This window comes from Streptomyces sp. NPDC037273 (assembly GCF_055603625.1).
The window spans coordinates 92,250-118,041 of the sequence record NZ_JBVJVO010000011.1 but is presented as its reverse complement, the minus strand read 5'-3'; the positions used below and the strand labels follow the sequence as shown (position 1 = coordinate 118,041).

Annotated in this window: 23 protein-coding genes; 12 read left to right on the top strand and 11 right to left on the bottom strand. The window is 73.1% G+C overall.

Annotation, left to right across the window (positions count from 1 at the left end; translation table 11 throughout):
- The first annotated feature begins 119 nt into the window (after positions 1-119).
- Positions 120-1,337 carry a L,D-transpeptidase family protein gene (locus ACZ7G1_RS26755; protein WP_470873316.1) on the top strand — a complete coding sequence of 406 codons (1,218 nt, stop codon included), beginning with the start codon at positions 120-122 and terminating at the stop codon, positions 1,335-1,337.
- Positions 1,338-1,341: 4 nt separating this feature from the next.
- On the opposite strand, the gene ACZ7G1_RS26750 is transcribed toward ACZ7G1_RS26755, so the two are convergent.
- Positions 1,342-2,010: a pirin family protein gene (locus ACZ7G1_RS26750; RefSeq protein WP_470873315.1), complete on the bottom strand. Its 669-nt coding sequence runs from the start codon at positions 2,008-2,010 to the stop codon at positions 1,342-1,344.
- A 127-nt stretch (positions 2,011-2,137) separates the two neighbouring features.
- On the opposite strand from ACZ7G1_RS26750, the gene fasR reads away from it, so the two are divergent.
- The 5 genes from fasR (at position 2,138) to fabF (ending at position 7,027) form a co-directional block, all read left to right on the top strand.
- Positions 2,138-3,319, top strand: coding sequence for a fatty acid biosynthesis transcriptional regulator FasR (gene fasR / locus ACZ7G1_RS26745; RefSeq protein WP_017239141.1), 1,182 nt, complete (start codon positions 2,138-2,140; stop codon positions 3,317-3,319).
- An 89-nt stretch (positions 3,320-3,408) separates the two neighbouring features.
- Positions 3,409-4,326 (top strand): ACP S-malonyltransferase, encoded by a 918-nt coding sequence (locus ACZ7G1_RS26740; RefSeq protein ID WP_470873313.1) that lies wholly within the window; start codon positions 3,409-3,411, stop codon positions 4,324-4,326.
- Between the two features lie 18 nt (positions 4,327-4,344).
- A complete protein-coding gene (locus tag ACZ7G1_RS26735) occupies positions 4,345-5,376 on the top strand; it encodes a beta-ketoacyl-ACP synthase 3 (RefSeq protein WP_470873311.1) in 1,032 nt (343 codons plus the stop codon).
- Between the two features lie 60 nt (positions 5,377-5,436).
- On the top strand, positions 5,437-5,685 hold the full coding sequence (locus ACZ7G1_RS26730; protein WP_017239144.1) for an acyl carrier protein: 249 nt from the start codon (positions 5,437-5,439) through the stop codon (positions 5,683-5,685).
- A gap of 79 nt (positions 5,686-5,764) precedes the next feature.
- On the top strand, positions 5,765-7,027 hold the full coding sequence (gene fabF / locus ACZ7G1_RS26725) for a beta-ketoacyl-ACP synthase II (RefSeq protein ID WP_470873309.1): 1,263 nt from the start codon (positions 5,765-5,767) through the stop codon (positions 7,025-7,027).
- A gap of 258 nt (positions 7,028-7,285) precedes the next feature.
- Here fabF and ACZ7G1_RS26720 read toward each other — a convergent pair whose 3' ends face one another.
- Together ACZ7G1_RS26720 and ACZ7G1_RS26715 are read right to left on the bottom strand one after the other, a co-directional pair.
- Positions 7,286-8,839: an outer membrane protein assembly factor BamB family protein gene (locus tag ACZ7G1_RS26720; RefSeq protein ID WP_470873307.1), complete on the bottom strand. Its 1,554-nt coding sequence runs from the start codon at positions 8,837-8,839 to the stop codon at positions 7,286-7,288.
- Positions 8,840-8,906: 67 nt separating this feature from the next.
- Positions 8,907-9,401 carry a DUF3145 domain-containing protein gene (locus ACZ7G1_RS26715; protein WP_470873305.1) on the bottom strand — a complete coding sequence of 165 codons (495 nt, stop codon included), beginning with the start codon at positions 9,399-9,401 and terminating at the stop codon, positions 8,907-8,909.
- Positions 9,402-9,659: 258 nt separating this feature from the next.
- On the opposite strand from ACZ7G1_RS26715, the gene ACZ7G1_RS26710 reads away from it, so the two are divergent.
- A complete protein-coding gene (locus ACZ7G1_RS26710) occupies positions 9,660-10,541 on the top strand; it encodes an SGNH/GDSL hydrolase family protein (protein WP_470873304.1) in 882 nt (293 codons plus the stop codon).
- Between the two features lie 56 nt (positions 10,542-10,597).
- Here ACZ7G1_RS26710 and ACZ7G1_RS26705 read toward each other — a convergent pair whose 3' ends face one another.
- On the bottom strand, positions 10,598-13,033 hold the full coding sequence (locus tag ACZ7G1_RS26705; protein WP_470873302.1) for a beta-glucosidase: 2,436 nt from the start codon (positions 13,031-13,033) through the stop codon (positions 10,598-10,600).
- Between the two features lie 158 nt (positions 13,034-13,191).
- On the opposite strand from ACZ7G1_RS26705, the gene ACZ7G1_RS26700 reads away from it, so the two are divergent.
- Positions 13,192-13,761, top strand: coding sequence for a TetR/AcrR family transcriptional regulator (locus ACZ7G1_RS26700; RefSeq protein WP_470873301.1), 570 nt, complete (start codon positions 13,192-13,194; stop codon positions 13,759-13,761).
- An 11-nt stretch (positions 13,762-13,772) separates the two neighbouring features.
- Here ACZ7G1_RS26700 and ACZ7G1_RS26695 read toward each other — a convergent pair whose 3' ends face one another.
- Positions 13,773-14,570 carry an NAD(P)-dependent oxidoreductase gene (locus ACZ7G1_RS26695; protein WP_470873300.1) on the bottom strand — a complete coding sequence of 266 codons (798 nt, stop codon included), beginning with the start codon at positions 14,568-14,570 and terminating at the stop codon, positions 13,773-13,775.
- 49 nt (positions 14,571-14,619) lie between these two features.
- Here ACZ7G1_RS26695 and ACZ7G1_RS26690 point away from each other — a divergent pair, with 49 nt between their 5' ends.
- Both ACZ7G1_RS26690 and ACZ7G1_RS26685 read left to right on the top strand, forming a co-directional pair.
- Positions 14,620-15,537: a LysR family transcriptional regulator gene (locus ACZ7G1_RS26690; protein WP_470873298.1), complete on the top strand. Its 918-nt coding sequence runs from the start codon at positions 14,620-14,622 to the stop codon at positions 15,535-15,537.
- 32 nt (positions 15,538-15,569) lie between these two features.
- Entirely contained in the window at positions 15,570-16,283 is a 714-nt protein-coding gene (locus ACZ7G1_RS26685) for a carbon-nitrogen hydrolase family protein (protein WP_470873296.1), read from the top strand.
- A gap of 133 nt (positions 16,284-16,416) precedes the next feature.
- Here ACZ7G1_RS26685 and ACZ7G1_RS26680 read toward each other — a convergent pair whose 3' ends face one another.
- Positions 16,417-18,603: a M4 family metallopeptidase gene (locus ACZ7G1_RS26680; protein WP_470873294.1), complete on the bottom strand. Its 2,187-nt coding sequence runs from the start codon at positions 18,601-18,603 to the stop codon at positions 16,417-16,419.
- 147 nt (positions 18,604-18,750) lie between these two features.
- On the opposite strand from ACZ7G1_RS26680, the gene ACZ7G1_RS26675 reads away from it, so the two are divergent.
- Positions 18,751-19,713: a LysR family transcriptional regulator gene (locus tag ACZ7G1_RS26675; protein ID WP_470873292.1), complete on the top strand. Its 963-nt coding sequence runs from the start codon at positions 18,751-18,753 to the stop codon at positions 19,711-19,713.
- 17 nt (positions 19,714-19,730) lie between these two features.
- Here the strand turns inward: ACZ7G1_RS26675 and ACZ7G1_RS26670 are convergent, their stop codons facing one another.
- The 4 genes from ACZ7G1_RS26670 to ACZ7G1_RS26655 all read right to left on the bottom strand — a co-directional run bounded on the left by ACZ7G1_RS26670 (position 19,731) and on the right by ACZ7G1_RS26655 (position 23,972).
- Positions 19,731-20,540 (bottom strand): EI24 domain-containing protein, encoded by an 810-nt coding sequence (locus ACZ7G1_RS26670; protein ID WP_470873290.1) that lies wholly within the window; start codon positions 20,538-20,540, stop codon positions 19,731-19,733.
- 53 nt (positions 20,541-20,593) lie between these two features.
- A complete protein-coding gene (locus tag ACZ7G1_RS26665; RefSeq protein ID WP_471204277.1) occupies positions 20,594-22,333 on the bottom strand; it encodes a protein kinase domain-containing protein in 1,740 nt (579 codons plus the stop codon).
- 133 nt (positions 22,334-22,466) lie between these two features.
- Positions 22,467-22,889, bottom strand: coding sequence for an organic hydroperoxide resistance protein (locus ACZ7G1_RS26660; protein WP_086831271.1), 423 nt, complete (start codon positions 22,887-22,889; stop codon positions 22,467-22,469).
- Between the two features lie 63 nt (positions 22,890-22,952).
- The gene (locus tag ACZ7G1_RS26655) at positions 22,953-23,972 is read right to left on the bottom strand and encodes an NADP-dependent oxidoreductase (protein WP_470873286.1); all 1,020 of its coding nucleotides are present in this window, start codon (positions 23,970-23,972) and stop codon (positions 22,953-22,955) included.
- 105 nt (positions 23,973-24,077) lie between these two features.
- Between ACZ7G1_RS26655 and ACZ7G1_RS26650 the strand changes: the two genes are divergently transcribed.
- Entirely contained in the window at positions 24,078-24,512 is a 435-nt protein-coding gene (locus tag ACZ7G1_RS26650) for a MarR family winged helix-turn-helix transcriptional regulator (RefSeq protein WP_470873285.1), read from the top strand.
- Positions 24,513-24,531: 19 nt separating this feature from the next.
- On the opposite strand, the gene ACZ7G1_RS26645 is transcribed toward ACZ7G1_RS26650, so the two are convergent.
- The gene (locus ACZ7G1_RS26645; RefSeq protein ID WP_470873283.1) at positions 24,532-25,515 is read right to left on the bottom strand and encodes an SCO2400 family protein; all 984 of its coding nucleotides are present in this window, start codon (positions 25,513-25,515) and stop codon (positions 24,532-24,534) included.
- Positions 25,516-25,792: the final 277 nt, after the last annotated feature.

The window sequence follows — 25,792 nt, the reverse complement described above, 5'->3', positions numbered from 1 at the left end:
CGGACCGTGACGGTTCTGCCTCAGCCCTTGTCACATGGGCCGTTCGGCGCCCCGCGGACGCGTTCGCCGACCTACAGTCCGGACATCCCACCTTTCTTCCCTCTCCACGGAGGTCTTCCGTGCTGCCGATACGCACACGCCGCCCGCGCATCCCCGGTCCGCGCACCCCCGGTCCCCGTCTCTCCCGTCCCGTCCTCGCGGCTGTCGCGCTGGTCGCCTCGGTCACCGCCTGTTCGGCCCAGGCCGCGGACGGCGGCGGGGCCGGGGAGCGGGATCACGGGGCGGCGGCGCCCGCGGCGAAGGTGACGGTGGTGGATCCGGCGGCCGGCAGCCCGGTGACGGTGAACGCCTCGGGCGGCACGATCGCCTCGGTGAAGGTCGTCGACGCGGACGGCGGGGTGCTCGCGGGGCGTACGGGCGCGGGCGGCCGGAGCTGGGTGTCGGACCGCAAGGCGGTGCCGGGGACCTCGTACACGGTGGAGGTGGTCTCCCGTACCGGCGACGGCGCGGAGTCGACAACCCGGAAGTCGTTCACGACCGCGGAGCCGGCGAAGGTGAACAAGGTGACGCTGGCGCCCGGCAAGAACACCACGGTGGGCATCGGGCATCCGCTGTCGATCGTCTTCGACCTCCCGGTGACGCGGAAGGCGGACGTGGAACGGCAGTTGAAGGTGACCACCTCGAACGGCACCGAGGGTTCCTGGGGCTGGCTGAAGGACTACTCGGGCCGGGACCGGGTGGACTGGCGGCCGAAGGAGTACTGGAAGCCGGGGACGAAGGTGACGCTCGCGGCGGACCTGAACGGCACCGACTCCGGCGGCGGCTGGTTCGTGCGGGACTACCGCACCGGCTTCACCGTCGGCGCCTCGCAGGTCGTCAAGGTCGACCTGGACCGGAAGAAGCTGACCCTGGAGCGGGACGGGCGGGCCGTCCGTACGATCCCGGTCTCCGGCGGCACCCCGGGCGGCGACAAGCGGTCCTGGCGGGGGACGGCCGTCGTGATGGCGAAGGAGGGCACCATCAACATGAACTCGGAGACGGTGGGCCTCGGCGACGCCTACAACAAGATGGTCGACTACTCGGTGCGGCTGACCTGGTCCGGGATGTACGCCCACGCGGCCCCCTGGAACGCGCCCTACTTCGGCAACGCCAACAAGAGCTCCGGCTGCATCGGCATGAGCGACGCGAACGCCGCCTCCTTCTACGCCTCGGTGAACGTCGGCGACCCCTTCGAGATCACCGGCCGCGACACCAAGGGCGTCGTCGCGGAGGGCAACGGCTACGGCGCCTGGAACCTGAGCTGGGACCGGTGGAAGGCGAAGAGCGCGCTGAACTGACCGCTCAGCCCAGCGCCTTGCGCCAGTCCCGCATCTCCCAGACCAGGGCCTCCGCGTCGGACGTGGCGGTCAGTTCGAGGGCACCGGCTTCGGTGATCCGGGCCGCGTCACCGGAGCCGAGCTCCTCGCCGCCGAGGCGGACGGTACCGCGGGCCACGTGGACGTAGACGAAGTCGGCGGCCGGTACGGAGGCGGAGGCGCCGGGCGCGAGGCGGTGGACGTGGAGCCGGGCGTCCGCCGCCGGCAGCTCGTACGGGTCGCCGAGCCCGCGGACCACCTCGTACGAGGGTTCCCCGCCGGGAGTCAGCGGGGCCAGCCACATCTGGACGAAGGTCAGCGGCACGGCGGCGTCGTTGCGCTCGACGTGACGGACACCCGCGGCGGAGGCGAGGCGCTGGAGGTCGCCGGGGCGGACGACGGTCGCGTGACCGGCGGAGTCGCGGTGGGTGAGCTCGCCCTCGACGACCCAGGTGACGATCTCCGTGTGGCTGTGGGGGTGCTCGTCGAAGCCGGCGCCGGGCGCGAGCCGCTCCTCGTTGACGGCGAGGAGGGCCCCGAAACGGAGGTTGTCGGGGTCGTAGTGCGGGCCGAAGGAGAAGGCGTGCCGGGTCTCGATGCCGGCCGCCGGGTCGCCGCCGGGGTACCGCTCCGCCGCGCGCTGGATGCGTATCACGGGCCCACCGTAGTGCCCGCGTCACGGGGGCGCCCGGGAAGCCCGGCGGGGCCCCGCGACGGCCCCGGGGGAGGCGAACCCGCCCCGACCCCGCATGCCGGCGTCCCGATAAGGCAGTCTTGTCCCCGTGCCAGAACCCGTGAACGCCGCTCATCCGCACTCCGCGACCCTGAAGCGCCTCGAACAGTCCTCCGGGCGGCTCGCCGCCGGTGCCATCGCCCGCATGGACGAGACGCTGCCCTGGTACCGCGCGATGCCGCCCGAGAACCGGTCGTGGATCGGCCTGGTCGCCCAGGCCGGTATCGCCGCGTTCACCGAGTGGTTCCGGCACCCCGAGACGCCCCAGGCGATCTCGACGGACGTCTTCGGCACCGCGCCCCGCGAGCTGACCCGGGCGATCACGCTGCGGCAGACCGTGGAGATGGTCCGCACCACCATCGAGGTCATGGAGTCGGCGATCGAGGAGGTCGCCGCCCCCGGCGACGAGTCGGTGCTCCGCGAGGCGCTGCTCGTGTACGCCCGGGAGATCGCCTTCGCCACCGCCCAGGTGTACGCGCAGGCCGCCGAGGCCCGGGGCGCCTGGGACGCGCGCCTGGAGTCGCTGGTGGTGAACGCCGTGCTGTCCGGCGAGGCCGACGAGGGCGCCGTCTCCCGGGCCGCCGCGCTCGGCTGGAACTCCCCCGAGCACGTGTGCGTCGTCCTCGGCACGGCCCCCGACGGGGACAGCGAACTGACGGTGGAAGCCATCCGGCGGGCCGCCCGGCACGCCAAACTCCAGGTCCTCACCGGAGTGCTCGGCAACCGTCTGGTCGTCATCGCGGGCGGCAACGACAATCCGCTGGCGGTGGCCAAGGCGCTGATCGGGCCGTACGCGGCGGGCCCCGTGGTGGCCGGTCCCGTGGTCCCCGACCTGCTCGCGGCGACCCGATCCGCACAGGCCGCGGCGGCCGGCCTCAAGGCCTGCTCGGCGTGGCAGGACGCGCCCCGCCCGGTTCTCGCGGACGATCTCCTCCCGGAGCGCGCCATCGCCTCCGACCCTTCGGCGCGCGAGCAGCTGGTGGAGGAGATCTACAGACCGCTGGAGGAAGCGGGCTCGGCGCTGCTCGAAACTCTCAGTGTCTATCTGGAGCAGGCGAGCAGCCTCGAAGGCGCCGCCCGGATGCTCTTCGTCCACCCGAACACCGTGCGCTACCGGCTTCGACGTGTGACCGACGTCACCGGCTGGTCACCCTCCGATGTGCGTTCGGCCTTCACGCTGCGGATCGCCCTCATCCTGGGGCGCTTGGCCGACGGAGATCCGCAGTCCTAGACTTTTGTCGAAGACCAACAATTCCCCCGACGGTTCTTCGTCCTTGTCCCCACGGGCGCCGGGAGCCGTCCCCAAGAGAGAGTGTGAGGGTGCTCGTACTCGTCGCTCCCGGCCAAGGCGCTCAGACGCCCGGCTTCCTGACTCCCTGGCTCGAACTCCCCGGCGCCACCGACCGCATCGCGGCCTGGTCCGACGCCATCGGACTCGACCTCGCCCACTACGGCACGAAGGCGGACGCGGACGAGATCCGTGACACCGCCGTGGCCCAGCCGCTGCTCGTCGCCGCCGGCCTCCTGTCGGCCGCGGCGCTCGGCGACGTGGCCCCCGGCGCCGTCGCCGGTCACAGCGTCGGCGAGTTCACCGCCGCCGCGTTCGCGGGCGTCCTCGACGACACCGCCGCGCTGCGTCTCGTACGCGCCCGTGGTCTCGCGATGGCCGAGGCCGCCGCGATCACCCCGACCGGCATGTCCGCGCTGCTCGGCGGCGACCCCGAGGTGACCGTCCCGCACCTGGAGAAGCTCGGCCTGACCGCCGCCAACGTCAACGGCGCCGGCCAGATCGTGGCCGCCGGCACCCTGGAGCAGCTGGCCGCCCTGGAGGCGGACAAGCCCGAGGGCGTCCGCCGGGTCGTCGCGCTCAAGGTCGCCGGTGCCTTCCACACGCACCACATGGCCCCGGCCGTGGCGAAGCTGGAGGAGGCGGCGGCCCAGCTGTCCCCGGCCGCCCCGAGCACCCGCTACGTCTCGAACAAGGACGGGCAGGTCGTCACCGACGGCGCCGAGGTCGTGGCCCGCCTGGTCGGCCAGGTCGCGAACCCGGTCCGCTGGGACCTGTGCATGGAGACCTTCCAGGCCCTGGGCGCGACGGCGCTGATCGAGGTGTGCCCCGGCGGCACCCTGACCGGCATCGCCAAGCGTGCCCTGCCGGGCGTGGCCACGGTCGCGCTCAAGACTCCCGACGACCTCGACGCGGCCCGTACGCTCATCGCCGAGCACGCGGCCGTCTGACAAGGAGTGTCGAGAAACATGTCGAAGATCAAGCCCAGCAAGGGCGCCCCGTACGCGCGGATCCTCGGTGTCGGCGGCTACCGCCCCACCCGGGTCGTGCCGAACGAGGTGATCCTCGAGAAGATCGACTCGTCCGACGAGTGGATCCGCTCGCGCTCCGGCATCTCCACCCGCCACTGGGCCTCGCCGGAGGAGACCGTCACCGCGATGTCGGTGGAGGCCTCGGGCAAGGCCATCGCGGACGCCGGTATCACCGCCGAGCAGATCGGTGCCGTGATCGTCTCGACGGTCTCGCACTTCAAGCAGACTCCGGCCGTCGCCACCGAGATCGCCGACAAGGTCGGCGCCGGGAAGCCGGCCGCGTTCGACATCTCCGCCGGCTGCGCGGGCTTCGGCTACGGCCTGACCCTCGCCAAGGGCATGATCGTCGAAGGTTCGGCCGAGTACGTCCTGGTCATCGGCGTCGAGCGGCTCAGCGACCTGACGGATCTGGAGGACCGCGCGACGGCCTTCCTGTTCGGCGACGGCGCCGGTGCCGTGATCGTCGGCCCCTCGGACGAGCCGCACATCGGCCCCACCGTCTGGGGTTCGGAGGGCGACAAGTCCGAGACGATCAAGCAGACCGTGCCCTGGAACGAATTCCAGGTCGGCGACGTCTCGAAGCTCCCGCTCAACGAGGCGGGCGAGATCAAGTTCCCCGCCATCACGCAGGAGGGTCAGGCGGTCTTCCGCTGGGCCGTCTTCGAGATGGCGAAGGTCGCCCAGCAGGCGCTGGACGCCGCCGGCATCACGGCGGACGACCTTGACGTCTTCATCCCGCACCAGGCGAACATGCGGATCATCGACTCGATGGTGAAGACTCTGAAGCTGCCGGAGCACGTCACGGTCGCCCGTGACGTGGAGACCACCGGCAACACCTCGGCCGCCTCGATCCCGCTCGCGATGGAGCGGCTCCTGGCGACCGGGAAGGCGAAGAGCGGCGACACCGCGCTCGTCATCGGCTTCGGGGCGGGTCTCGTCTACGCCGCGACGGTCGTTACCCTCCCCTAGGCACCCGGATCCTTCCGGAAGCCCCCTTTTACCGAAGTAACCGCAAGAAGGAGCGCCACTATGGCTCACACCCAGGAGCAGATCGTCGAGGGTCTCGCCGAGATCGTCAACGAGATCGCCGGCATCCCCACCGAGGACGTCCAGCTGGACAAGTCCTTCACCGACGACCTGGACGTCGACTCGCTGTCCATGGTCGAGGTCGTCGTGGCCGCCGAAGAGCGCTTCGACGTCAAGATCCCGGACGAGGACGTCAAGAACCTCAAGACCGTCGGGGACGCTGCCGACTACATCCTGAAGCACCAGGCCTGATTCGGCCCCTGCTGACTCGGTCCGCCACCCGGCGGTGGCGCCGTATTCCGACCATCACACACATGGAGAACGAATTCCTGTGAACTCGACCAATCGCACCGTGGTCGTTACCGGTATCGGCGCAACCACACCGCTGGGTGGCGACTCCGCGTCGACCTGGGAAGGTCTGCTCGCCGGACGCTCCGGCGTCAAGCCGCTCGAAGGCGAGCGCTTCGCCGAACTGCCGGTACAGATCGCCGCGACGGCCGCCGTCGACCCCGGTGACGTCCTGCCCCGCCCGCTGGCCCGCAAGCTGGACCGCTCGGCGCAGTTCGCGCTGATCGCGGCCCGCGAGGCGTGGGCCGACGCGGGCTACACCGCCCCCGCCGGCGAGGACGAGAAGATCGTGCCCGAGCGGCTCGGCTCCGTCATCGCCTCCGGCATCGGCGGTGTCACCACGCTGCTCGACCAGTACGACGTGCTGAAGGAGAAGGGCGTCCGCCGCGTCTCCCCGCACACCGTGCCCATGCTCATGCCCAACAGCCCCTCCGCCAACGTCGGCCTGGAGGTGAACGCCCGGGCGGGCGTCCACACCCCGGTCTCCGCGTGCGCGTCGGGTGCCGAGGCGATCGGCTACGCCGTCGAGATGATCCGTACCGGCCGTGCCGACGTCGTCGTCGCCGGTGGTACCGAGGCCGCGATCCACCCGCTGCCGATCGCCGCCTTCGCCAACATGATGGCGATGTCCAAGAACAACGACGAGCCGACGAAGGCCTCGCGTCCGTACGACACCGGCCGTGACGGCTTCGTGCTCGGCGAGGGCGCGGGCGTCGTGATCCTCGAGTCCGAGGAGCACGCGAAGGCCCGCGGCGCGCGCATCTACTGCGAGGTCCTCGGCCAGGGCCTTTCGGCCGACAGCCACCACATCGCGCAGCCCGAGCCGACCGGCCGCGGCATCGCCGCCGCGATGCGCAACCTGCTCGACTCGACCGACCTCAAGCCGTCCGAGGTCGTCCACCTGAACGCGCACGCCACGTCGACGCCGCAGGGTGACGTCGCCGAGATCAAGGCGCTGCGTTCGGTCCTCGGCGACGACCTCGACCACGTCGCGATCTCCGCGACCAAGTCCATGACCGGCCACCTCCTCGGCGGCGCCGGCGGCATCGAGACCGTCGCCACGGTCCTCGCCCTCCACCACCGCCTTGCCCCGCCGACCATCAACGTCGACGACCTCGACCCCGAAGTCGACGCCGACGTCGTCCGCGGCGAACCCCGCGAACTCCCCCAAGGCACCATCGCCGCCATCAACAACAGCTTCGGCTTCGGCGGCCACAACGTGGTCCTGGCGTTCCGCAGCGTTTGATCGGCGTCTGATCCGCGTCACACAGTGAGGCCCGCTCCCAGCACTGGGGGCGGGCCTCCGCCACACCCGCCGGACGGCGTCCGGCACAGCGCCCCGAAGCCCGCGAAGCGGCGCGAGGGACGCACGAAGAAGAGGCCAACAGCTTCGGCTTCGGCGGCCACAACGTGGTCCTGGCGTTCCGCAGCGTCTGACCCACGCCAACAGCACCACGAAGGCCCGCTCCCAGCACTGGGGGCGGGCCTTTCGTGTGGGTGGGGGTCAGCGGAGGGCGTAGGCGGCGGGTTCGGTGTGCATGAGGATTTGGTTGAGGATGAGGTGGCCGCCGGGGACGGGGACGAGTTCGGGGTAGATGGAGAGGTCGGCGCGCTTGGTGGTGCCGGGGGCGATGCGGGCGGTGGGTTTGCCGGTGGTGGGGGCGAGGAGGGTGATGGCGCCGCTGCCCTCGTTCTCGAGGACGGCGAGGCGGCCGTCGGGCTCGGCGGCGAGGGCCATGGTCTGGTGTTCCGAGTGGTACGACCAGACTTGGCGGCCGTCCTTGAGGGAGTAGGCGACGGCGTTGTCGGCGACGATCGCCTCGCGCTTGGAGAGGGTGACGAGGAGGCCGTCGACGACGAGGGGCCTGAGGGCGTCGTCGTGGGTGACGGCCTTGGGGGCGGAGAGGACGCCGTCGGGCCCGGAGAGGGGTACGGAGACGGTCGGCGCGCCCTTGTCGTCGAAGCCGAGGAAGGCGTGCGTGCCGCGCGTGTCGTCCTCGTCGACGGCGACGACGACCGGGGAGACGGAGACGACCGCCGCGGAGGCGTCGGACTCGACGGGCAGGGCCCTGGTCCACCGCGGTGTGCCGGTACGGGTGTCCAGGGCGAGGAGGCGGGCGCCCTTGCCGCACTGCTCGACGAGGAGCGTGCGGGTGGCGTCGGCGTCGACCGCGAGGGTCTCGCAGCCCTTGGGCACCTTCCGCTCCCAGCGCTGTGTGCCCGACGCGGTGGCGCGGGCGCGGACGGAGCCGTCCTCGGCGCTGACGGCGGTGGTGCCGCCGACGCCGAGGGCCTCCTGGACGAGCCCCTGGCCGTCGAGGTTCCGCTGCCACAGGACCTTGCCGTCGGAGGCGCGGACGGCGAGCAGGCGGGCGCAGGGCTTGTCGTGGCGGCCGTACGCGATGAGGCCGACGCCTTCCTCGGTGTCGGGGGTCATGGCGCACAGGGCTTCGCGGGTGGGTGCGGGGACGCTCCAGCGGGTCCTGCCGTCGGCGGAGTCGTAGGCGAAGAGTCCGTCGATCCGGCCGTGGGCGACGGTCGTGCCGAGGCTCCAGAAGCCGGTGGCGTCGTCCCCCGCCTGGCCGACGCCCGGCACGCTCCAGGCGACGGACGGCTTGTCGTCGAGCGAGGCGGTGGCTGAGGGCTTGGCGGGGGGCTTCGCGGGCGCCTTGCCGGCCCGCGCGGGCGCCGCGTCGTCGTCCCCGGCCGTCACCGCCCAGACGCCGGCGGCGACGAGGGCGAGCGCCCAGACCGCGGTGGCGGCAAGGAGGTAGGACCGTCCGGTCGTGGCGGTATGGGTACGGGTACGGGTACGAGTACCGGGCTCCGCGTCGGTCTTGGCGAGGCCGACGGCCGGCCGCGCGTCCTGGATCCCCGCGTCCTGAACCCCCTCGTCGCGGTTCCGGCGCGACGCGAGGAGCGTGGTGCCCAGCGCCCCGCAGACGAGGGCGCAGGCGAGGGCCGCCCAGCCCGTCGGCCAGGCGCCGCCGAGCGCGCCGGCGGCCAGGAAGACGACCGCGGCGCCGAAGAAGGCGCCGGGCACACCGTCACGTGTCATTTCTCTCCCCCCGGGCGCGCCCCCTGCGCGCCCGGGCGGGAATGTACAGCGTGTGGGTGAAGGGCTGTCAGACGACCTGGTGGAGCCAGCGGACGGGGGCGCCTTCGCCCGCGTACCGGAAGGGTTCCAGCTCGTCGTCCCAGGGCTTGCCGAGGAGTTTCGCGACCTCGGCCTCCAGTTGGGTCTCGCCCTGGAGGGAGCGCGCGAGGGCGGCCCGCAGCCGGTCCTCGGGGATCAGGATGTCTCCGTGCATGCCGGTCACGGCGTGGAAGATGCCCAGGTCGGGGGTGGCGCTGTAGCGCTCGCCCTCGGCGGTGGGGCAGGGTTCCGCGGTGACCTCGAAGCGGAGCATCTGCCAGCCGCGCAGCGCGGAGGCGAGCTTGGAGGCGGTGCCGGTCTCGCCCTGCCAGGAGAACTCGGCTCTCCAGGTGCCGGGGGAGGCCGGCTGGCGGATCCAGTCGAGCTGGACCCTCGCACCGAGGACGCCCGCCACCGCCCATTCGACGTGCGGGCAGAGCGCGCGCGGTGCGGAGTGTACGTACAGGACTCCACGTGTCGTCACCGGGACCTCCAGTGTGGGACGAGGATCGCCTTCCCGGCGGCCTCAGTAAACAGCATCAGGAGTGAAACGTCACAAACCGCCAAAAAGGGGACAGGATGTGACGTGATGTAATTTACCGGAGCCGGTCGGCAAAGGTGCCTCTGGTTCGACGGGGGAAAAGCTACCGTGCCGCACCGTCATCGGTGTGACGTACGGTCGGTCCGGGGGCGGGTGAACACGAAGCTTTCACTCGCCAGGACGCCGAAGGAGGGGCCGGGGATGCGCGGCCGACGCCGATTCCGTACCTCTGCCGCCACGGTGACGGCGGCTCTGCTGTGCGCGGGAGCGCTCGCCGGCTGCACGGCCGGGGAGCCGGCGACGAAGGCCGTGACGGCGAGACCGGTGCCGAAGGCGGCGCCCCTGTGGGACGTCTCCCCCGCCTCGGTCGCGGCCGTCGGCGACTCCGTCACCCGCGCCTTCGACGCCTGTTCGGTGTTGACGGACTGCCCCGAGGTGTCCTGGGCGACCGGGACGGACGCGGCGGTGAACAGTCTGGCGCTGCGGCTGCTCGGCCCGGCGAAGGTGGCCACGCACAGCTGGAACCTGGCCCGGACCGGCGCCAGGATGGCGGAGCTGCCCGAGCAGATGGCGGGCGCGGCGGCCGAGAAGCCCGAGCTGGTGACGGTGATGATCGGCGCGAACGACGCCTGCCGGCCCACCCCCGGGGCGATGACCCCGGTCGCCGATTTCCGCGCCTCCTTCGAGGCGGCGCTCGCCCGGCTGCGGGCGGGCGCGCCGAAGGCGCAGGTGTACGTGTCGAGCGTGCCCGACCTGCGGCGTCTGTGGTCGACGGGCCGGGTGAGCCCGGTCGGCCGCCAGGTGTGGAAGCTGGGGATCTGCGGCTCGATGCTCGCGGACGCGGAGGACCTCGGTGCCGCGGCGGAGCGGCGGCGGGCCGAGGTGCGGGACCGGGTGGTGGCGTACAACCGGGTCCTGGAGGAGGTGTGCGCGAAGGACGCGCGCTGTCGTTACGACGGCGGCGCCGTCTTCGGTTTCCGTTTCGACGGCGGCCAGTTGAGCCCGTGGGACTGGTTCCATCCGAGCAAGGACGGGCAGGCGCGGCTCGCGGAGCTCGCGTACCGCCGGATCACGAAGGAGTGAGGGCCCCGGGGCGGGCGTCAGGTCCGCCCCGGGGCCGGTCGGTGGGGTGTTCCCGGTCAGATGTCGAGGAGCGTCGTCAGGCGGGCGTCGCCGAGGGAGTGGGCGGCCACGACCTCGTAGGCGCCGGTGACGAGGGTCCAGTCGTGCTTCTCCTCGTCCCAGATCTCGAAGGCGCGGCGGGGCAGCGCGATCGTGGCCTCGACGGTCTCGCCGGCGGCGGCCTCGACGCTCGCGAAGCCGGCGAGCCAGCGGGCGGGGCGCTCCACCGTGTCGGACACCGGGGCCAGGTAGACCTGGACGACCTCGCGGCCGGGGCGGTCGCCGGTGTTGGTGACCTCGACGGTGACGGTGTCGGGGGTGGCGGTCAGGGAGTCGTACGACCAGGTGGTGTAGCCGAGGCCGTGGCCGAAGGGGTAGGCGGGGACGGCGCCGGCCTTGTCCCAGGCGCGGTAGCCGACGAACACGCCCTCGGTGTAATCCAGTCGGCCGTCGGTGGGGGTGACCTCGGTGACGGGGACGTCGGCGAGGGCGACGGGCCAGGTGGTGGGGAGGCGGCCGCCGGGCTCCTCGGCGCCGGTGAGGACGTCGGCGAGGGCGGCGCCGCCTTCCTGGCCGGGGAACCAGCCGAGCAGGATCGCGGCCACGTCCTCGCGCCAGGGGAGTTCGACCGGGGAGCCGGCGTTGACGATGACGACGGTGTTCGGGTTGGCGGCGGCGACGGCCCGTACGAGGTCGTCCTGGCGGCCGGGGAGGGCGAGGTCCTTGCGGTCGAAGCCCTCGGACTCGACGCGCTCGGTGGTGGCGACGACCACGACGGCGGTGTCGGCGGCGCGGGCGGCCTCGACGGCTTCGGTGATCAGTTCGTCGGGGTCACGGCGCGGACCGAGGTGGACGAAGGAGAACATGACGGCCGGCAGCGGGGCCGCGAACTCCTTGTCGAGGGTGTGGAGGAGGGAGACCTCGACGGTCTCGCCGGCGGTGAGCGCGACCTTGGCGCGCTCGACCGGCGAGCCGAAGAAGGCCTCGAAGGGGTCGGTCTCGGGGCCCATCGCCTGGACGCCGTCGAAGAGGGTCTCGCCGCCGACGGAGAGGCGGAAGGCGCCGAGGCCGCGGGTGCCGAAGGCGTGCTCGCCGGTCTCGCGCGGGGTGAAGCTGCCGACCACCTCGATGGAGGCGAGCGCCTCGTGGGTGACGCCGGCCGGCAGGTCGTCGCCGATCCACTGGACCTGGCCGTTCGGCAGGGAGCCCTCGCCGAGGAGTGTGCCCGCGGCGTCGCGGCAGCGGGCGCGGAGGGTGAACCCCTGTTCGGCGGGGGCGAGTTCCTCGCTGGGGTCGGCGCCGATGGTGAAGGTGAGCGCCCCGTCGGGGAGTGCGGCGGTGAGGCCGTCGAGCGGGGAGACGACGTGGTCGGGGAAGACCTGGGCGGAGCCGCCGCCGAGGACGCGGGCGTCGCGGGCGGCGGCGCCGGAGAGGGCGACGGTGCCGCTCTTGAGGGGCAGGGCCCGGTTCTCGTTGCGTACGAGGACGAAGCCGCGGCGGGCGATCTCGCGGGCGAGGGCGTCGCCGTCGATGGTGGCCGGGGGTTCGGTGACGGCCGCGGGGGCGCCTTCGAGGGCGCCGACGCGGGCGGCGAGCCGCAGGACGTTGCGGACGGCGGTGTCGACGGTGGACTCGGCGACCTCGCCGGCGCGGACGGCGGCGGCGAGCGCCTCGCCGTAGACGGTCTGCGGGCCGGGCATGGCGACGTCGAGGCCGCCCTCGATGTCGCCGGTGGTGGAGCGGGCGGCCATCCAGTCGGAGACGTTGTAGCCGTCGAAGCCCCATTCGCCGCGCAGCACCTCGTTGACGAGGTGGTGGTGCTCGGTCATGGTCACGCCGTTGACCTGGTTGTAGGCGGTCATGATGCCCCAGGGGTGGGCGTTCTTGACGATGGCTTCGAAGGGGGCGAGGTAGACCTCGCGGAGCGGGCGCGGGGCGACCTTGTTGTCGACGGTGAAGCGGTCGGTCTCGGCGTCGTTGGCGACGAAGTGCTTGACGGTGGTGCCGACGCCGCCGTCCTGGACGCCCTGGACGTAGCCGGTGCCGATCTCGCCGGTGAGGTACGGGTCCTCGCTGTAGGCCTCGAAGTGGCGGCCGCCGAGCGGGGTGCGGTGCAGGTTGACCGTGGGCGCCAGGAGGACGTGGACGCCCTTGCGGCGGGCCTCCTGGGCGAGGAGGCGGCCGGCCCGGCGGGCGAGCGCGGGGTCCCAGGCGGCGGCGAGCGCGGTCGGGGAGGGCAGGGCGACGGACGGGTCGTCGGCGGTCCAGCGGACGCCGCGGACGCCGATGGGGCCGTCGGACATGACCAGGGACTTCAGGCCGATCTCCGGCAGGGCGGGCAGGGACCACATGTCCTGGCCGCCGAGCAGCCGCGTCTTGGCGTCCAGGTCGAGCTTGCCGAGCGCCGTCTCGACGGCCGCGTTCCTCACGGTCTCCGCGCTGGTGTCCGCCATGGCCGTACCTCCTCGTTGACGTACCGATGACCCCGATGCGCCCATCGTGCACCGACCTACCTGTAGATCGGTAGGTGACGTTACGATTCTGTTACTTCCATGCGCAGGCGAGGAGGTACCGTCCTGTCGGGACGAACCTGCGAGAGGAGGCCACGGCGATGGTGCGGGCCAGGAGCGAGGAGCGGCGCGCGGACATCCTGCGCGCCGCCCTCGAAGTGATCGCCGAGCGCGGCTACCGGGGCGCCACCCTCGGCTCCGTCGCCGAGCGCGTCGGGCTGACCCAGCAGGGGCTGCTGCACTACTTCCCGACCAAGGAGGCGCTGCTCGTCGCCGTGCTCGAAGAGCGCGACCGCTGGGACACCAGCGGCGGCAGGGACCGCGAGGGCTGGCGGCTCGACCTGCTCGAATCCCTCGTCGAGTACAACGCGATGCGGCCGGGGATCGTGCAGACCTTCTCCGCCCTGCTCGGCGAGAGCGTCACCGACGAGCATCCGGCGCGGGCCTTCTTCACCGAGCGGTACGCGCAGGTCAGGGCCAACATGGCGGACGTACTCCGGCTGGAGTTCGGCGACCGCCTGCCGGGCGGCCTCACCCCGGAGCGCGCGGCCCCGCTGCTCACCGCCGTCATGGACGGTCTCCAGTACCAGTGGCTCCTCGACCCGTCCTCGGTGGACATGCCGGGTGCCTTCCGGGACTTCCTGCGCCTGCTTCGCGGGGACACGCCCTAGCGAGCCACGGCTCAGCGGGCCACCGCCGCCAGGTCCTCGGCGAGCAGGGCGGGGTCCTCGGTGAGGGCGGTGTGGACGGCCTCCAGGAGGGGGAGCTTCGCCAGGGCGGTGGCCAGGGCGACGTCCTTCGCGGCGAGGGCGACGGGGAAGTGGGAGCCGGTGGCGGTGGCGCGGCCGACGGCTCCGGCGAGGGGGCCCGCGCCGAGGGTGCGCAGGGCGAGTTCGCGGGGCAGGCCGAGGGTGTCGGCGAGGCTGAGGGCCTCGGCGACTAGGGCGACCCCGCCGATGACGGCGTTGATGAGGACGAGCTTGAGGGCGGCGCCGGTGCCGGGGCCGCCGCAGGCGGTGACGGCTCCGAGCCGGTCCAGGACGGCGGCGACGGGGGCGGTGTCGCCGCCCGCGAGGATCAGCAGCTCGCCGGTGGCGGCCCGGTCCACGCTGCCCATGACGGGCGCGTCGATCAGGGTGACGCCGGCGGGGAGCTGGGCGGCCAGGGCGGCGACGGCGTCCGGGCCGATGGTCGAGGTGTCGATCCAGTGGGTGCCGGGGCGCAGCGCCGGGATGAGCTGGTCCGCGACGGCGAGCGCGGCGGCGGGGTCGGCGAGCATCGTGACGACGACGTCGGCGTCCCGGACGGCCTCGGCGGGGGTCGCGGCGCGGACGGCTCCTTCGGCCACGAGGGCGTCGGCCTTGGCGGGGGTGCGGTTCCAGACGGTCAGGGGGTGTCCGGCGCCGAGCAGCCGGCGGGCCATCGGCAGACCCATGGATCCGAGGCCGAGGAAGGCGATGTTCTGCTGCGTGTTCTCCATGTCCTCGACGCTAGGCGCGGCCTGGTCATGCGACAAGCGAATGTCTAGCATGGTCGGCATGCCTGTCTCGCATGGCCTTTACGAGGCGTTCCTCGCCGTCGCCCGTGAGGGCTCCTTCACCGCGGCCGCCCATGTCCTCGGCTACACGCAGTCCGCGGTCTCCCGTCAGGTCCAGTCCCTGGAGGAGGAGATGGGGGCGGAGCTGTTCGAGCGGCTGCCGCGCGGGGTGCGGCTCACCGAAGCGGGCCGGGTGCTGCTTCCGCACGCCGAGGCGGTACGGGACCGGCTGTCCGCCGCGCGGGCCGAACTGGCCTCGCTGCGCACGCTCGACGGCGGGCTGCTGCGGCTCGGCGCCTTCTCCAGCGCCACGGCCTCCCTCGTACCGCGTGCGCAGGCCGTGTTCAGGGAGCGGCATCCGGGGGTGGCGGTCACCCGGGTCGAGGGGCCTTCGGTCAAGCATCTCGGTCTTGTCGTCGCCGGCGAGGAGGACCTGGCGGTGGTCAGTCCGGCGCTCGGCGCTCCCCCGTCGTCCGGTGTGACGCTGCGGCATCTCCTCGACGAGCCGATGCTGGTGGCGCTGGAGCCGGGGCATCCGTACGCGGGGCGGCGGGCGGTGCGGCTGGCGGAACTCGCCGACGAGGAGTGGATCGTCGGGAACGAGCGCCTGGAGGACACCCTCTTCCGCCCGGCGGTCGCCGCCGGGTTCCGGCCGCGCACCGGGCTGCTCGCGCACGACTGGATCGCCAAGCTGGGGGCGGTCGCGGCGGGGCTCGGGGTCACGCTGGTGCCCGCGCTCGCGGCGGCCTCGGTGCGCCGGGACGTCGCACTGGTCACGATCCACCCGGACGACGTGCCGTACCGCCGGATCTGCGCGGCGACCCCGCCGGTCCCTACGGTCGCGGCGACCGCGTTCCTCGCGGTGCTGCGCGAGACGGCCCGGGAGCTAACAGACTCTCACCTATATTGACCCTTACACGTGGGCGCGGGAGGATGGCGGCCATGATCGTCGCAGCCACCCAGTTCGCCCCGGTCGCCGGGGACATCGACGCCAACGTCCGTACGATCGCCGGCCTGGTGAGGGCGGCCGGGGCCGCCGGGGCCCGGGTCGTGGTCTTCGCCGAGCTCTCCCTGACCGGGTACGAACCGTCCCTGATCCGGGACTCCCCCGCGCTCGTCCTCGCCGAGGACGACCCGCGCCTCGACCCGCTGCGGGAGGCGTGCCGGGCGGCCGGCGCGGCGGCCGTGGTCAACGGGCCGGTGCGGACTGCCGGTTCGCGCCCCGGGCTGACCACGCTGGTCATCGGCCCGGACGGCACGCTCCTCACCCGCTACGACAAGCGGAACCTGTACGGGGTCGAGGCCGAGGCCTTCGAACCCGGCACCGTCGACGGGCGGTTCACGCTCGACGGGGTCCGGTTCGCCCTCGCCACCTGTTACGACAACCGATTCCCCGAGCTCGCCGAGCGGGCCGCCGCCGACAACTGCTCGGTGTACCTGGCGAGTTCGGTGCTCGGCGCCGACAACGACTCCTTCGAGACGGTGTACCCGGTACGGGCCAGGGACTTCGGCCTGTACGTGGTGCTCGGCAACGTCCTGGGGCCCAACGAGGACGGCATCGGCACCGGCCGGGCCGGCGCCTGGGGCCCGGACGGCGGGCGGATCGCCGACGCGGGCCCCGACGAGCCGGGCTTCGTCCTCGCCGAGGTCGGCTGACCGTCCACGGACCGGGCCGGCCCCCCGTACCGGCCCGGCACGCGCGGAAGCCGGGCGGCCGTGGGACATACGGCCGCCCGGCTCCGGGATCGCCGTCACGGAACCCCCGGTCCGCGACGGCGCCCCGTCCCCGTTACGGGGCGCTCAGGCCCAGCGTGTACGCGCCGGAGCCGCTGTACGCGTGGACCACGTACCGGTAGTAGCCCGCGGTGCCGTAGTAGCTGGTGTTCTCGTCGGCCGATGCCGTGCCGCCGACCGCCACGTCCGCCCAGGCCGACCCGTTCCACTTCTGCAGGTACAGGTCGAAGTCGGCGCCGGCCGGGCCGCGGAGGCAGCCCGTGTGGGTGCCGGCGGTCGCCGAGTAGTAGTACGAGCCGTCCGGCTGCGCCTGGGCCTGGCCGGAGGCCAGGGTGCCCTGGTAGGTGTTCTCCGCGCCGGAGCAGCCGGTGGGCGGGGTCGTGCTGCCGACCGTCAGCTGGTAGGTGACCGTGTGCGTGGCGGAGCCCGTACCGGTGACGGTGATCGGGTAGGTGCCGTTGGCCGTGCCCGCCGCGACCTGGACGGTCATGGTGGACGAGGAGCCCGAGGTGACCGAGGAGGGGCTGAAGGAGACGGTGACGCCGCTGGGCGCGCCGCTCGCGGAGAGCTGGACGGTCTGCGCGCTGCCGCCGGTGGTGGAGGTGTTCACCGTGGAGGTGACCGAGGCACCCGCCTGGACCGAGCCCGAGGACGGGTTCAGGGCGAGCGAGAAGTCCGGGGTGTTGGTGCCGCCGCAGTCGGTCTCACCGGACTGGGCCGGGACGCCGACCGCGTTCCAGGCCGCCTTCACCGCGTTGCACTCGACGCTGCCGTAGGTGTTCTTGGCGCTGGTCAGCGTCGCCTTGCGGGCGGCGAGGTGGTTCCAGGAGGAGGTCTTCATGAGCAGGGCGCCCATGAACACCTTGCCGGCCTTCTGGATGCCGATGCCGGTCACCGAGGAGGGACCGCCGGAACATATGGGGCTGCTGGGCTTGCCGCCGCCCGGGTTGGAGCCCTCGGCGAGCAGGTAGAACCAGTGGTTCTGCGGGCCCGCCGCCGCGTGCACCTCGGTGCCGGAGGTCAGCTGCGGGTAGCAGTTGGGGTCGCCGCCGACGAGGGAGGGGTTGTACATGTTCCGGATCGGCTTGCCGTCGCCGAAGAAGTTGACCTTCTCGCCGACCGTGTAGTCCGGGGTGTCGTTCGGGTTGTTGGCGTAGTGCTCGGTGAGCGCGCCGAAGATGTCGCCCGTCGACTCGTTCATGCCGCCGTTCTCGTTGGACGAGCCCGAGCTGCCCGGCGTCCGGTCGAAGATCTCGTGGCCGTACTCGTGCGCCACGACGTCGATGCCGGTGAGCTGGTTGGAGCCGGTCTGGGCGCGCCCGTACGTCGTCTTCGTGCCGTCGTAGTAGGCGTTGACCTCGGAGAGTCCGGCGCGGGCCGGGACCATGCCGCCCTGGCCGTTCTGGCCGTTGTAGCCGAACCACTCCTTGAGCATGGAGTGTTCCTTCTGCGCCGCGTACATGATGTCGACGCAGGCGGTCACCAGGTCGTTGGCGCCGTTGTTGCCCCACGGCGAGGAGCCGGTGTAGGCGCTGCCGTTCTGGCCGCCGCACTTGAAGCCGCCACGCGTGGTGTCGGTCATGGAGGAGGCGGCGGTGTCGATGGTGACGTTGCCGTTGTGGTAGCCGCGGCCGTCGGCGTGCAGGATCTTGTCGGTGGCGCGGGTGACGGCCCCGGTGCGCGCGTCGACGAAGGTGTCGAGGGAGCTCGGCGCGTTCTGCGCGGTGCGGCCGATGACCAGGGTGTGCCAGGTCAGCACGGCCTTGCCGCCCTTGAGCAGGACGGTCAGCTCGGGGGCGCTCGCGCTCTCCACGGAGGCCAGCTGGCCGCGGGCGGTGGCGAGGGCCGCCTCGGCGGTGACCTTGGCCTTGGTGGAGACCTTGAAGGCCGGTACGGGGGCCCCGGTGACCTCGCGGACCTTGCCGGCGCTGTCGGAGACGACGACCGCGTCGCCGCCGACGACGGGGAGGCCGCGGTAGGTGCGCTCGTACGAGGCGTAGTACAGGCCGTTCGTCCACGGGGTGACCGAGGTCCGGACGAGGTCTTCGTCCGCGCCGTGCCGCAGCTCGTCGAGACCGCTCGCCGCGGCGCCGTCGGCGGCCGCGAGCGCGAGGGACTTTCCGTGGCCCGGGGGTACGGGCTGCGCCTGCGGGGCCGCGGTGGCGGTGCCGGCGAGGGCGGTCGCGAGGCTCGCCGACAGTGCCAGGGCGGCCACGGTCGCCGTGAGTCTGGTGGGGTGCAACGTCTGCTCCGATCGGGGTGTGGATCGTGGTGGGGGAGACGGATCGTCGCGCCGAGTATGGGCGTGGACATGGCTAGTTCGGGACATCTCACGCGGCATAAGACGCGGGTTATGGTGCGCCCGCGCGGTGCTGCGTACGCTGCTGAAATGCAGCTGGAGTTGAGGCATCTTGAGGCCGTCTGCCGGATAGCGGAAGCGGGCAGTCTGGGACGCGCGGCCGGGCGGCTCGGCGTCTCGCAGCCGGCCCTCTCCGCACAGTTGCGCCGCATCGAACGCGTCGCCGGCGGGGAGCTGTTCCTGCGCGGCCCCCGCGGTGTGGAGCCCACCCCGCTGGGCGAGTTCGTCCTCTCCAAGGCCCGGCTCGTGCTCGGCGAGATGGACGCGCTGGCCGCCGGGGCCCGCGCCGTCGCCCCGCACACCCCGCTGCGGCTCGGCTGCATCCTGCTCGTGCTCGTCGACCGGCTCCTCGGGGAGCTGGAGGAGGTCATGGCCGGGCAGGACATCTCCGTCACCGTGGAGCACTCGGCGACGACCCTCACCCGGCAGCTCGGCGCGGGACGGTACGACGCCGTCCTCTACGGCGAGGTCAACGACCACGAGGTGCCGCTGCCCGAGGGGACCACCGCCCGCACCCTGATCCCCAGGGAACCCTTCTGCGTACGGCTCTCGGCGGCCCACCCGCTGGCCGGCAAGGACCGGATCGCCCTGGCCGAGCTGGCCGGCGAGTCCTGGATGACGCTGGTCGAGGACGACGACGGCGGCCCCGAGGCCCTGGTCGCCGCCTGCCGGAAGGCCGGTTTCACGCCCGTCCTGCGGCACCGCGTCGCCGACCGGCAGATGCACTACGGTCTCATCGCGTCTGGCCGCGCGATCTCCATGAGCCAGCCGACCGCCCCGCCGGCCGAGGGCACCGTCCTGCGCCCCCTGGAGGGCGACCCCGTCATGGGCCGCATCCGCCTCGCCTGGAACCGCGCCGCCGTCCCCGCCCCGCACGCGGACCTCATGTACCGGGCCGCGGCCCGCGCCTATCTGGCGAACGTCGACAACAACGCCTTCCACCGCACCTGGTGGGACGCCCGCCCGGAACTGCACCCCGTCATCGAGGGCTGAGCCTCCCGGCGGCCGGGCTAGCCGACGGAAAGGCCGCCGTTCTCCCGATCGCCGTTCTCCCGGTCGTCGTCCTCGGTCTCGTCGTCGGCCGTCTCGCCGCGCAGGTCGCGGACCATGAGGGTGGCGCCGGCGACCGCGCCCGGCATCAGGAAGACCGCGACGAACGGGACGAGGAAGGCGAGGGTCAGGGGTACGCCGAAGCCGAGCACGGCCAGGCGCCGCTGCCGCAGCATCCCCAGCCGCTCCTTCAGTTCGACGCCACGGCGCTGGAGCGCCACCGCCGTCAGCTCCTCGGCGAGGAAGAACCCGGAGACGCAGAAGCCGAGCGCGGGCACGACGGTCTGGCCGACCACCGGGATGAAGCCGCAGGCGAAGAGCAGGACGCCGTAGAACGCGACCCGCAGCAGCACCCGCAGGCTGTCCCTGGCCGAGATCCACAGCTCGCGCCAGAGCGGCAGCCCGGACTCGGGCACCTCGCCGCCCTCGCCGCGGTCGACCTCCTCGGAGAGGGACTCGTAGAAGGGCTGGCCGACGAGCAGCGTGACGGCGGTGAAGGTGATGACCGCAAGGAACAGGCCGAAGGCGAAGACCAGGGCCGTCAGCGTCCCCCGGAACAGTCCGAGCCAGGGCGAGGTCCAGTCGTCGGCGAACGGCGTCGCCCACGCGGCCAGGTCGTCGGCGCCGTAACCGAGACCGACGAGCGCGCCCACGTACAGGACGAGCGTCACGAGACCGGGCAACAGCCCGAACCCGAACCACCGCCCGTGCCGGCCCACCCACTTCTGGCCTTCGACCAGGTACTTGAAACCCACCCCGAGATCACGCATGGGGCTCACCCTATCGGTGCCCCCGACGGCCGCCCGGGGGCCACCGTGGCAGGTCAGCGGCCCGATGTGCGGAAGGTGTCGACCGCCGTGTCGAAGTACCGCCGGGCCTCCCCCGCCCGGTCGAGGGGGGCCGACGCCCACACGTCGTACAGCGTCCCCGCCTGCTCCCAGCAGACGTCGACGGTGTGCCGGGGCCCCTGCGCGCTGGTGAAGCCGTTCCAGGTGAACTCCCAGCGCGCGGCGGGCAGTCCGTTGTGCCGGGTCTCCTCGACCGTCGCGTCGCGGTACCCCGGATTGGTCTTCGGACCGCTCGCGTCCGCGTCCCGCATCAGCCCGATCGCCCCGCCGGCCGGGATCGCCCTGATCCTCACCCCGACCCACGCGGCCCCGTCCGGCGTCGTGTAGAACACCCGCGCCCCGTCCGTCGACCGCCGCGCCCCGGCCGGCACGGCCAGCGTGAACCCGCGCTCGTCCTCGACGGTCGTGTACCCGGCGGGGGCGGCGGGCGACGGGGAGCCGGCGGTGCCCGTGGGCGTCGGCGACGCCGGGGCGCTCGGGGCGCTCTCCGGTCCCGCCGCCTTCGACGGCTCGTCCCGTCCGGCGAGCAGCACCGCCACCGTGACCGCCGCGACGGCCGCGGCGATGACCGCGGCCACGAGCGGCACGGCGAGCCCGGCCCGGCGCGCGGGCCGGGCGGCGGGGTCGGTAAGGGGGTCGGTACGGGGCTCGGTGGCCGCGCGGTCGGGTGCCGCGGGACCGGCCGGCGTCTCCGGCGCCGAGGGCAGCCGCGGGGTGGCGGCCTGCGCGTGCCCGGGGGCGGTCGGCGGGCGGACCGGCGTCGGCCCTTCGCCACCGGCTCCGGCGGCGCTCGGCAGGACCGGGGTCGGTCCGTCGCCCCGCGCGGCCGGCGGCCGGACCGGCGCGGGCGCTTCTTCCGGGTCGTCCCCGGTCGCGCAGGCGGCGAGCATGCGGCGGGCTTCGGCGGGGGCCAGGCGGCGGTCGGGGTCGCGTTCGAGGAGGCCGAGGACGACGGGGAGGAGGGGGCCGAGCCGCTCGGAGGGGCGGATCTCCTCGTACACGACGGCGTGCAGGACGGCGCCGATCGAGTCGCGGCGGAAGGGCGAGGTGCCGGTCGCGGCCGCGCAGAGGAGCGCGCCGAGCGACCAGAGGTCGGATGCCGGGCCGGCGTCGTCGCCCTGCATCCGCTCCGGCGCGGTGTACTCGGGGGTGCCGACGAAGACGCCGGTGCCGCTGAGGGTGGTGGCGCCGGGGAGGCTGGCGATGCCGAAGTCGGTGAGGACCGCCCGGCCGCTGCCCTTCTCCAGGAGGACGTTGGCCGGTTTCACGTCCCGGTGCAGGACGCCAAGGGCATGGGCGGCGCCGAGCGCGTCGAGCAGGTCGAGGCCGAGGCGCGCGGTCTCCCGGGGCGACAGGACGTGTCCCGCGGCCAGCCGGTCGGCGAGCGATCCGCCGTCGACGAGCTCCATCACGAGGGCGGGCCGGCCCTCGTGCTCGACGATGTCGTGGACGACGACGACGTGCGGGTGCCGGATGCGGGCGACGACCCGCGCCTCCCGCAGCGCGCCCGCCGGGTCGGCGCCCTCGTCGAGGGCGAGGGTCTTGACCGCGACCGGGCGTCCGAGGAGTTCGTCGGTGGCTTTGCGGACGACGCCCATGCCGCCCTGGCCGAGCCTCTCCCCCAGGCGGTACCGCCCGCCGATCAGCCCGTGGCCGGCCTGTTCCGGCCCGTTGTACGACGACACTCGACTCCCCCGTCCGCTGGACAGGGACATGATGCCGTAGCCGACGGGTTCCGGACACGGCGAGGGCCGCGGGCCGGCCCGCCGCCACGGCCGTACGACGAGGGCGAGGGCCGCACCCCGGTCGGTCGGAGTGCGGCCCTCGCCCAGTGTGCGGGTACGGCGGTCAGACGGCGAGCTCGACCGTGATGTTGCCGCGGGTCGCCTTGGAGTACGGGCAGACCTGGTGGGCCTTCTCGATCAGGCTCTTGGCGGTCTCGGCGTCCACGTTCGGGATGGTCGCCGAGATCTTGACGATGATGCCGAAGCCGTCGTCGTTCTTGCCGATGCCGACCTCGGCGGTGACCGTCGAGCCGGAGACGTCCGCGTTCTCGTTGCGGGCGACGACGCCGAGCGCGCCCTGGAAGCAGGCGCTGTAGCCGGCCGCGAAGAGCTGCTCGGGGTTGGTGCCGGCGCCGGATCCGCCCATGGCCTTCGGCGGGTTGACGACGACGTCGAGCTGGCCGTCGTCGGTGGCGACGCGCCCGTCACGGCCGTTCTCGGCGGTGGCGACGGCGGTGTAGAGGACGTCCGACTGCTGGATGGACATGCGGGTACTTCCTTCTGCGGTTCGCCGCGACTCGCGCCCACGATCGCGACGGCTGAGGGAAGACTAGCGGGTCACCGAGACGATCATCTTTCCGGTGTTGTCGCCGCGGAGGAGTCCGAGGAAGGCGTCGACGCCGTTCTCGATGCCCTCGACGAAGGTCTCGCGGTGCTTCAGCTCGCCGGAGCCGAGCCAGCCGCCGACCTCCTGGACGAACTGCTTCTGCAGGCCGTAGTGGTCGCCGACGAGGACGCCCTGGAGGCGCAGCCGCTTGCCGATGATCATCGCCATGTTGCGCGGTCCGGGCACCGGCTCGGTGTCGTTGTACTGGGCGATCATGCCGCAGATGGTGGCGCGGCCGTGCACGTTGAGCGAGGAGATCGCGGCTTCGAGGTGGTCGCCGCCGACGTTGTCGAAGTAGACGTCGATGCCGTCCGGGGCGGCCTCCCTGAGCTGGTCCTTGACCGGGCCGTTCTTGTAGTTGAAGGCGGCGTCGAAGCCGAGCTCCTCGACGAGGAACTTCACCTTCTCGTCGGAGCCGGCGGAGCCGATGACGCGGGAGGCGCCCTTGAGCTTCGCCATCTGGCCGACCTGGCTGCCGACGGCGCCGGCCGCGCCGGAGACGAAGACGGCGTCGCCCTCCTTGAAGGAGGCCACGTCGAAGAGGCCGGCGTAGGCGGTGAGGCCGGTCATGCCGAGCACGCCCAGGTAGGCGGAGAGGGGGGCGAGGGCCGGGTCGACCTTGGTGGCGCCCCTGGCGGGGACGTCGGCGTACTCGCGCCAGCCGAGGCCGTGCAGCACGTGGTCGCCGACGGCGAAGCCCTCGGCGTTCGAGGCGACGACCTCGCCGACCGCGCCGCCGTCCATCGGGGCGTCCAGCGCGAAGGGCGGGATGTAGGACTTGACGTCGTTCATCCGGCCGCGCATGTACGGGTCGACGGAGAAGTGCAGGTTGCGCACGAGGATGCGGCCCTCGGCGGGCTCGGTGACCGGGGTCTCGCGCAGCGCGAAGTCCGCGGGGACGGGCCAGCCGTGCGGACGGGCGACGAGGTGCCACTCACGGCTGGACGCGGGAAGAACGGACATGAGCACGGCCTCCAGAAAAGCTTTGGATCACAAAAGGTTGACTACCTCAAACAACCATGCGCCTAGATATTTCATGTTGTCAAGTATCTGGGTAGACTGCCGCCCATGGCCACCTCTCGCACGGACCCCCTGACCCTCGAAGTCGTCGAGCTGATCGGCACGGTCGTGGCGCGCTACTACGAGGAGTACGAGCAGGCGGCCGCGCAGCACGCGCTGACCGGCGCCCAGGCCCGCGTCCTCGGCCTGCTCTCGCTCGACCCGCTGCCGATGCGCCGCATCGCGCAGAAGCTGAAGTGCGAGCCCTCCAACATCACCGGCATCGTCGACCGCCTCGAAGCGCGCGGCCTGGTCGAGCGCCGCCCCGACCCCGACGACCGCCGCGTCAAGCTCGCCGCCCCCACCGAGGCGGGCCACGAGACCGCCCGCCGCCTCCGCGACTCCCTCGACTTCGCCCGCGAACCCCTCGGCGAACTCTCCGAGGCCGAGCGGACCCTCCTCCGCGACCTCCTCCGCCGCATGCTCGGCGCCGACCTGGCATAGGCCGGGCCGGACCCGGGACCTACACGCACCACCAGAGGAAGCGGGTGCAGGTCTGCTCCGGGCTCGGGGTGGTGGTCGGGGTCGGGCCGGTGGTCGACGGGCCGGGGGTGCCCGGGGTGGGCGATCCGGTGGAGCCCGGGGTGCCCGAGCTCGTGGAGGGCGTCACGGTCGGCGAGCCCGGCGCGGTCGGCGAGCCGGTCTCCGTCGGCCCCTGGGCGGGGTCACCGCCGCCGCCCTGACCCGTACCGGAGGCCGGGCCCGTGCCCCCTCCCGGTCCCGAGGCCGCCGGTCCCGGCCCGCCGCGCCCGCCCGCACCGGCGGCCGCGCTGACCTGGCGTGGGCGGGCGGACGTGGCGCTCGGGGCCTCGGTGACCGGCGACGGGCCGGTGCCGTCCGGGGGCTCGGTGGCGTCGGAGGGCCCCGGGGTGAGCGGGGTCGCGGTGACCTCAAGCTCCTCCACGGCCGTGGCCGCGCCGTCCTGCGGCGGATCCTCCAGGGCCAGCCGGGCGAGGCTGAGCGTTCCCGCCGCCAGGACCAGGCCGACCGTGCCGACCAGGACCGTACGGCCCCCGCGCGACCGGGAGCGCCGCCCCTTGCGCGCGGCGGTACGGCCCCGCCCCTCGCGTTCCTGAGCGGCGGCGATCCGCGCGGCACGGCGACCGCCGGCGGCGGGGCGGGGCCGCTCGACGACGTCCAGTTCGTAGACGTGCTCGGGCGCGTAAGCGTCTTCACGCACGGGCTCGGGCGCGGGCGCGTACGCGTCTTCGCGCACGGGCGCGTACGCGTCTTCGCGCACGGGCGGGTAGGCGTCCTCGGCGACGTACGCGGGTGCGTAGGCGTCCGGGGCGGTGTAGGCGTGGTCCGGGGTGGGGACCTGGACGGGAGCCGGCCGGTGGGCCGGTATGTGGGGGGTCTCGTACCGCAGTTCCTCGACGGGGGTCCCGCACCCTGCGCAGGCGAGGGCCCCGTTGAGATGCCGCCGGCACGCGTGGCAGTAGTCCATGGGGCCCGCAGGCTATGCGCCGAAGTGCGGTGGCCAGGGGTCGGGGAGGTGAGGATTGTGTGAGGAAACCGCAGGTCGTCGGCGGTGCGTCGCGATTCTCCCGCTTCGGGAAGGATCACCTCCACGGGGCCCCGCCCGTACCGGCTCCCCCGTCACCACCCCCGTGACCGCCTCCGCGTGGGGCCCCGGGCGGCGCAGCCCAGCGCGCGCGGCGCCCCGGACGGCCCGACGATGCGAACAGGAACGCGATGAGCGAACCGCCTCGCCCGTGCCAGCA

Excerpts from the sequence above, each read along its gene's own strand:
- ACZ7G1_RS26735 (WP_470873311.1), top strand. The coding sequence starts at position 4,345 with ATGTCGAAGATCAAGCCCAGCAAGGGCGCCCCGTACGCGCGGATCCTC.
- ACZ7G1_RS26730 (WP_017239144.1), top strand. The coding sequence starts at position 5,437 with ATGGCTCACACCCAGGAGCAGATCGTCGAGGGTCTCGCCGAGATCGTC.
- ACZ7G1_RS26720 (WP_470873307.1), bottom strand. The coding sequence starts at position 8,839 with ATGACACGTGACGGTGTGCCCGGCGCCTTCTTCGGCGCCGCGGTCGTC.
- ACZ7G1_RS26710 (WP_470873304.1), top strand. The coding sequence starts at position 9,660 with ATGCGCGGCCGACGCCGATTCCGTACCTCTGCCGCCACGGTGACGGCG.
- ACZ7G1_RS26705 (WP_470873302.1), bottom strand. The coding sequence starts at position 13,033 with ATGGCGGACACCAGCGCGGAGACCGTGAGGAACGCGGCCGTCGAGACG.
- ACZ7G1_RS26700 (WP_470873301.1), top strand. The coding sequence starts at position 13,192 with ATGGTGCGGGCCAGGAGCGAGGAGCGGCGCGCGGACATCCTGCGCGCC.
- ACZ7G1_RS26695 (WP_470873300.1), bottom strand. The coding sequence starts at position 14,570 with ATGGAGAACACGCAGCAGAACATCGCCTTCCTCGGCCTCGGATCCATG.
- ACZ7G1_RS26690 (WP_470873298.1), top strand. The coding sequence starts at position 14,620 with ATGGTCGGCATGCCTGTCTCGCATGGCCTTTACGAGGCGTTCCTCGCC.
- ACZ7G1_RS26685 (WP_470873296.1), top strand. The coding sequence starts at position 15,570 with ATGATCGTCGCAGCCACCCAGTTCGCCCCGGTCGCCGGGGACATCGAC.
- ACZ7G1_RS26675 (WP_470873292.1), top strand. The coding sequence starts at position 18,751 with ATGCAGCTGGAGTTGAGGCATCTTGAGGCCGTCTGCCGGATAGCGGAA.
- ACZ7G1_RS26670 (WP_470873290.1), bottom strand. The coding sequence starts at position 20,540 with ATGCGTGATCTCGGGGTGGGTTTCAAGTACCTGGTCGAAGGCCAGAAG.
- ACZ7G1_RS26665 (WP_471204277.1), bottom strand. The coding sequence starts at position 22,333 with ATGTCCCTGTCCAGCGGACGGGGGAGTCGAGTGTCGTCGTACAACGGG.
- ACZ7G1_RS26660 (WP_086831271.1), bottom strand. The coding sequence starts at position 22,889 with ATGTCCATCCAGCAGTCGGACGTCCTCTACACCGCCGTCGCCACCGCC.
- ACZ7G1_RS26655 (WP_470873286.1), bottom strand. The coding sequence starts at position 23,972 with ATGTCCGTTCTTCCCGCGTCCAGCCGTGAGTGGCACCTCGTCGCCCGT.
- ACZ7G1_RS26650 (WP_470873285.1), top strand. The coding sequence starts at position 24,078 with ATGGCCACCTCTCGCACGGACCCCCTGACCCTCGAAGTCGTCGAGCTG.
- ACZ7G1_RS26645 (WP_470873283.1), bottom strand. The coding sequence starts at position 25,515 with ATGGACTACTGCCACGCGTGCCGGCGGCATCTCAACGGGGCCCTCGCC.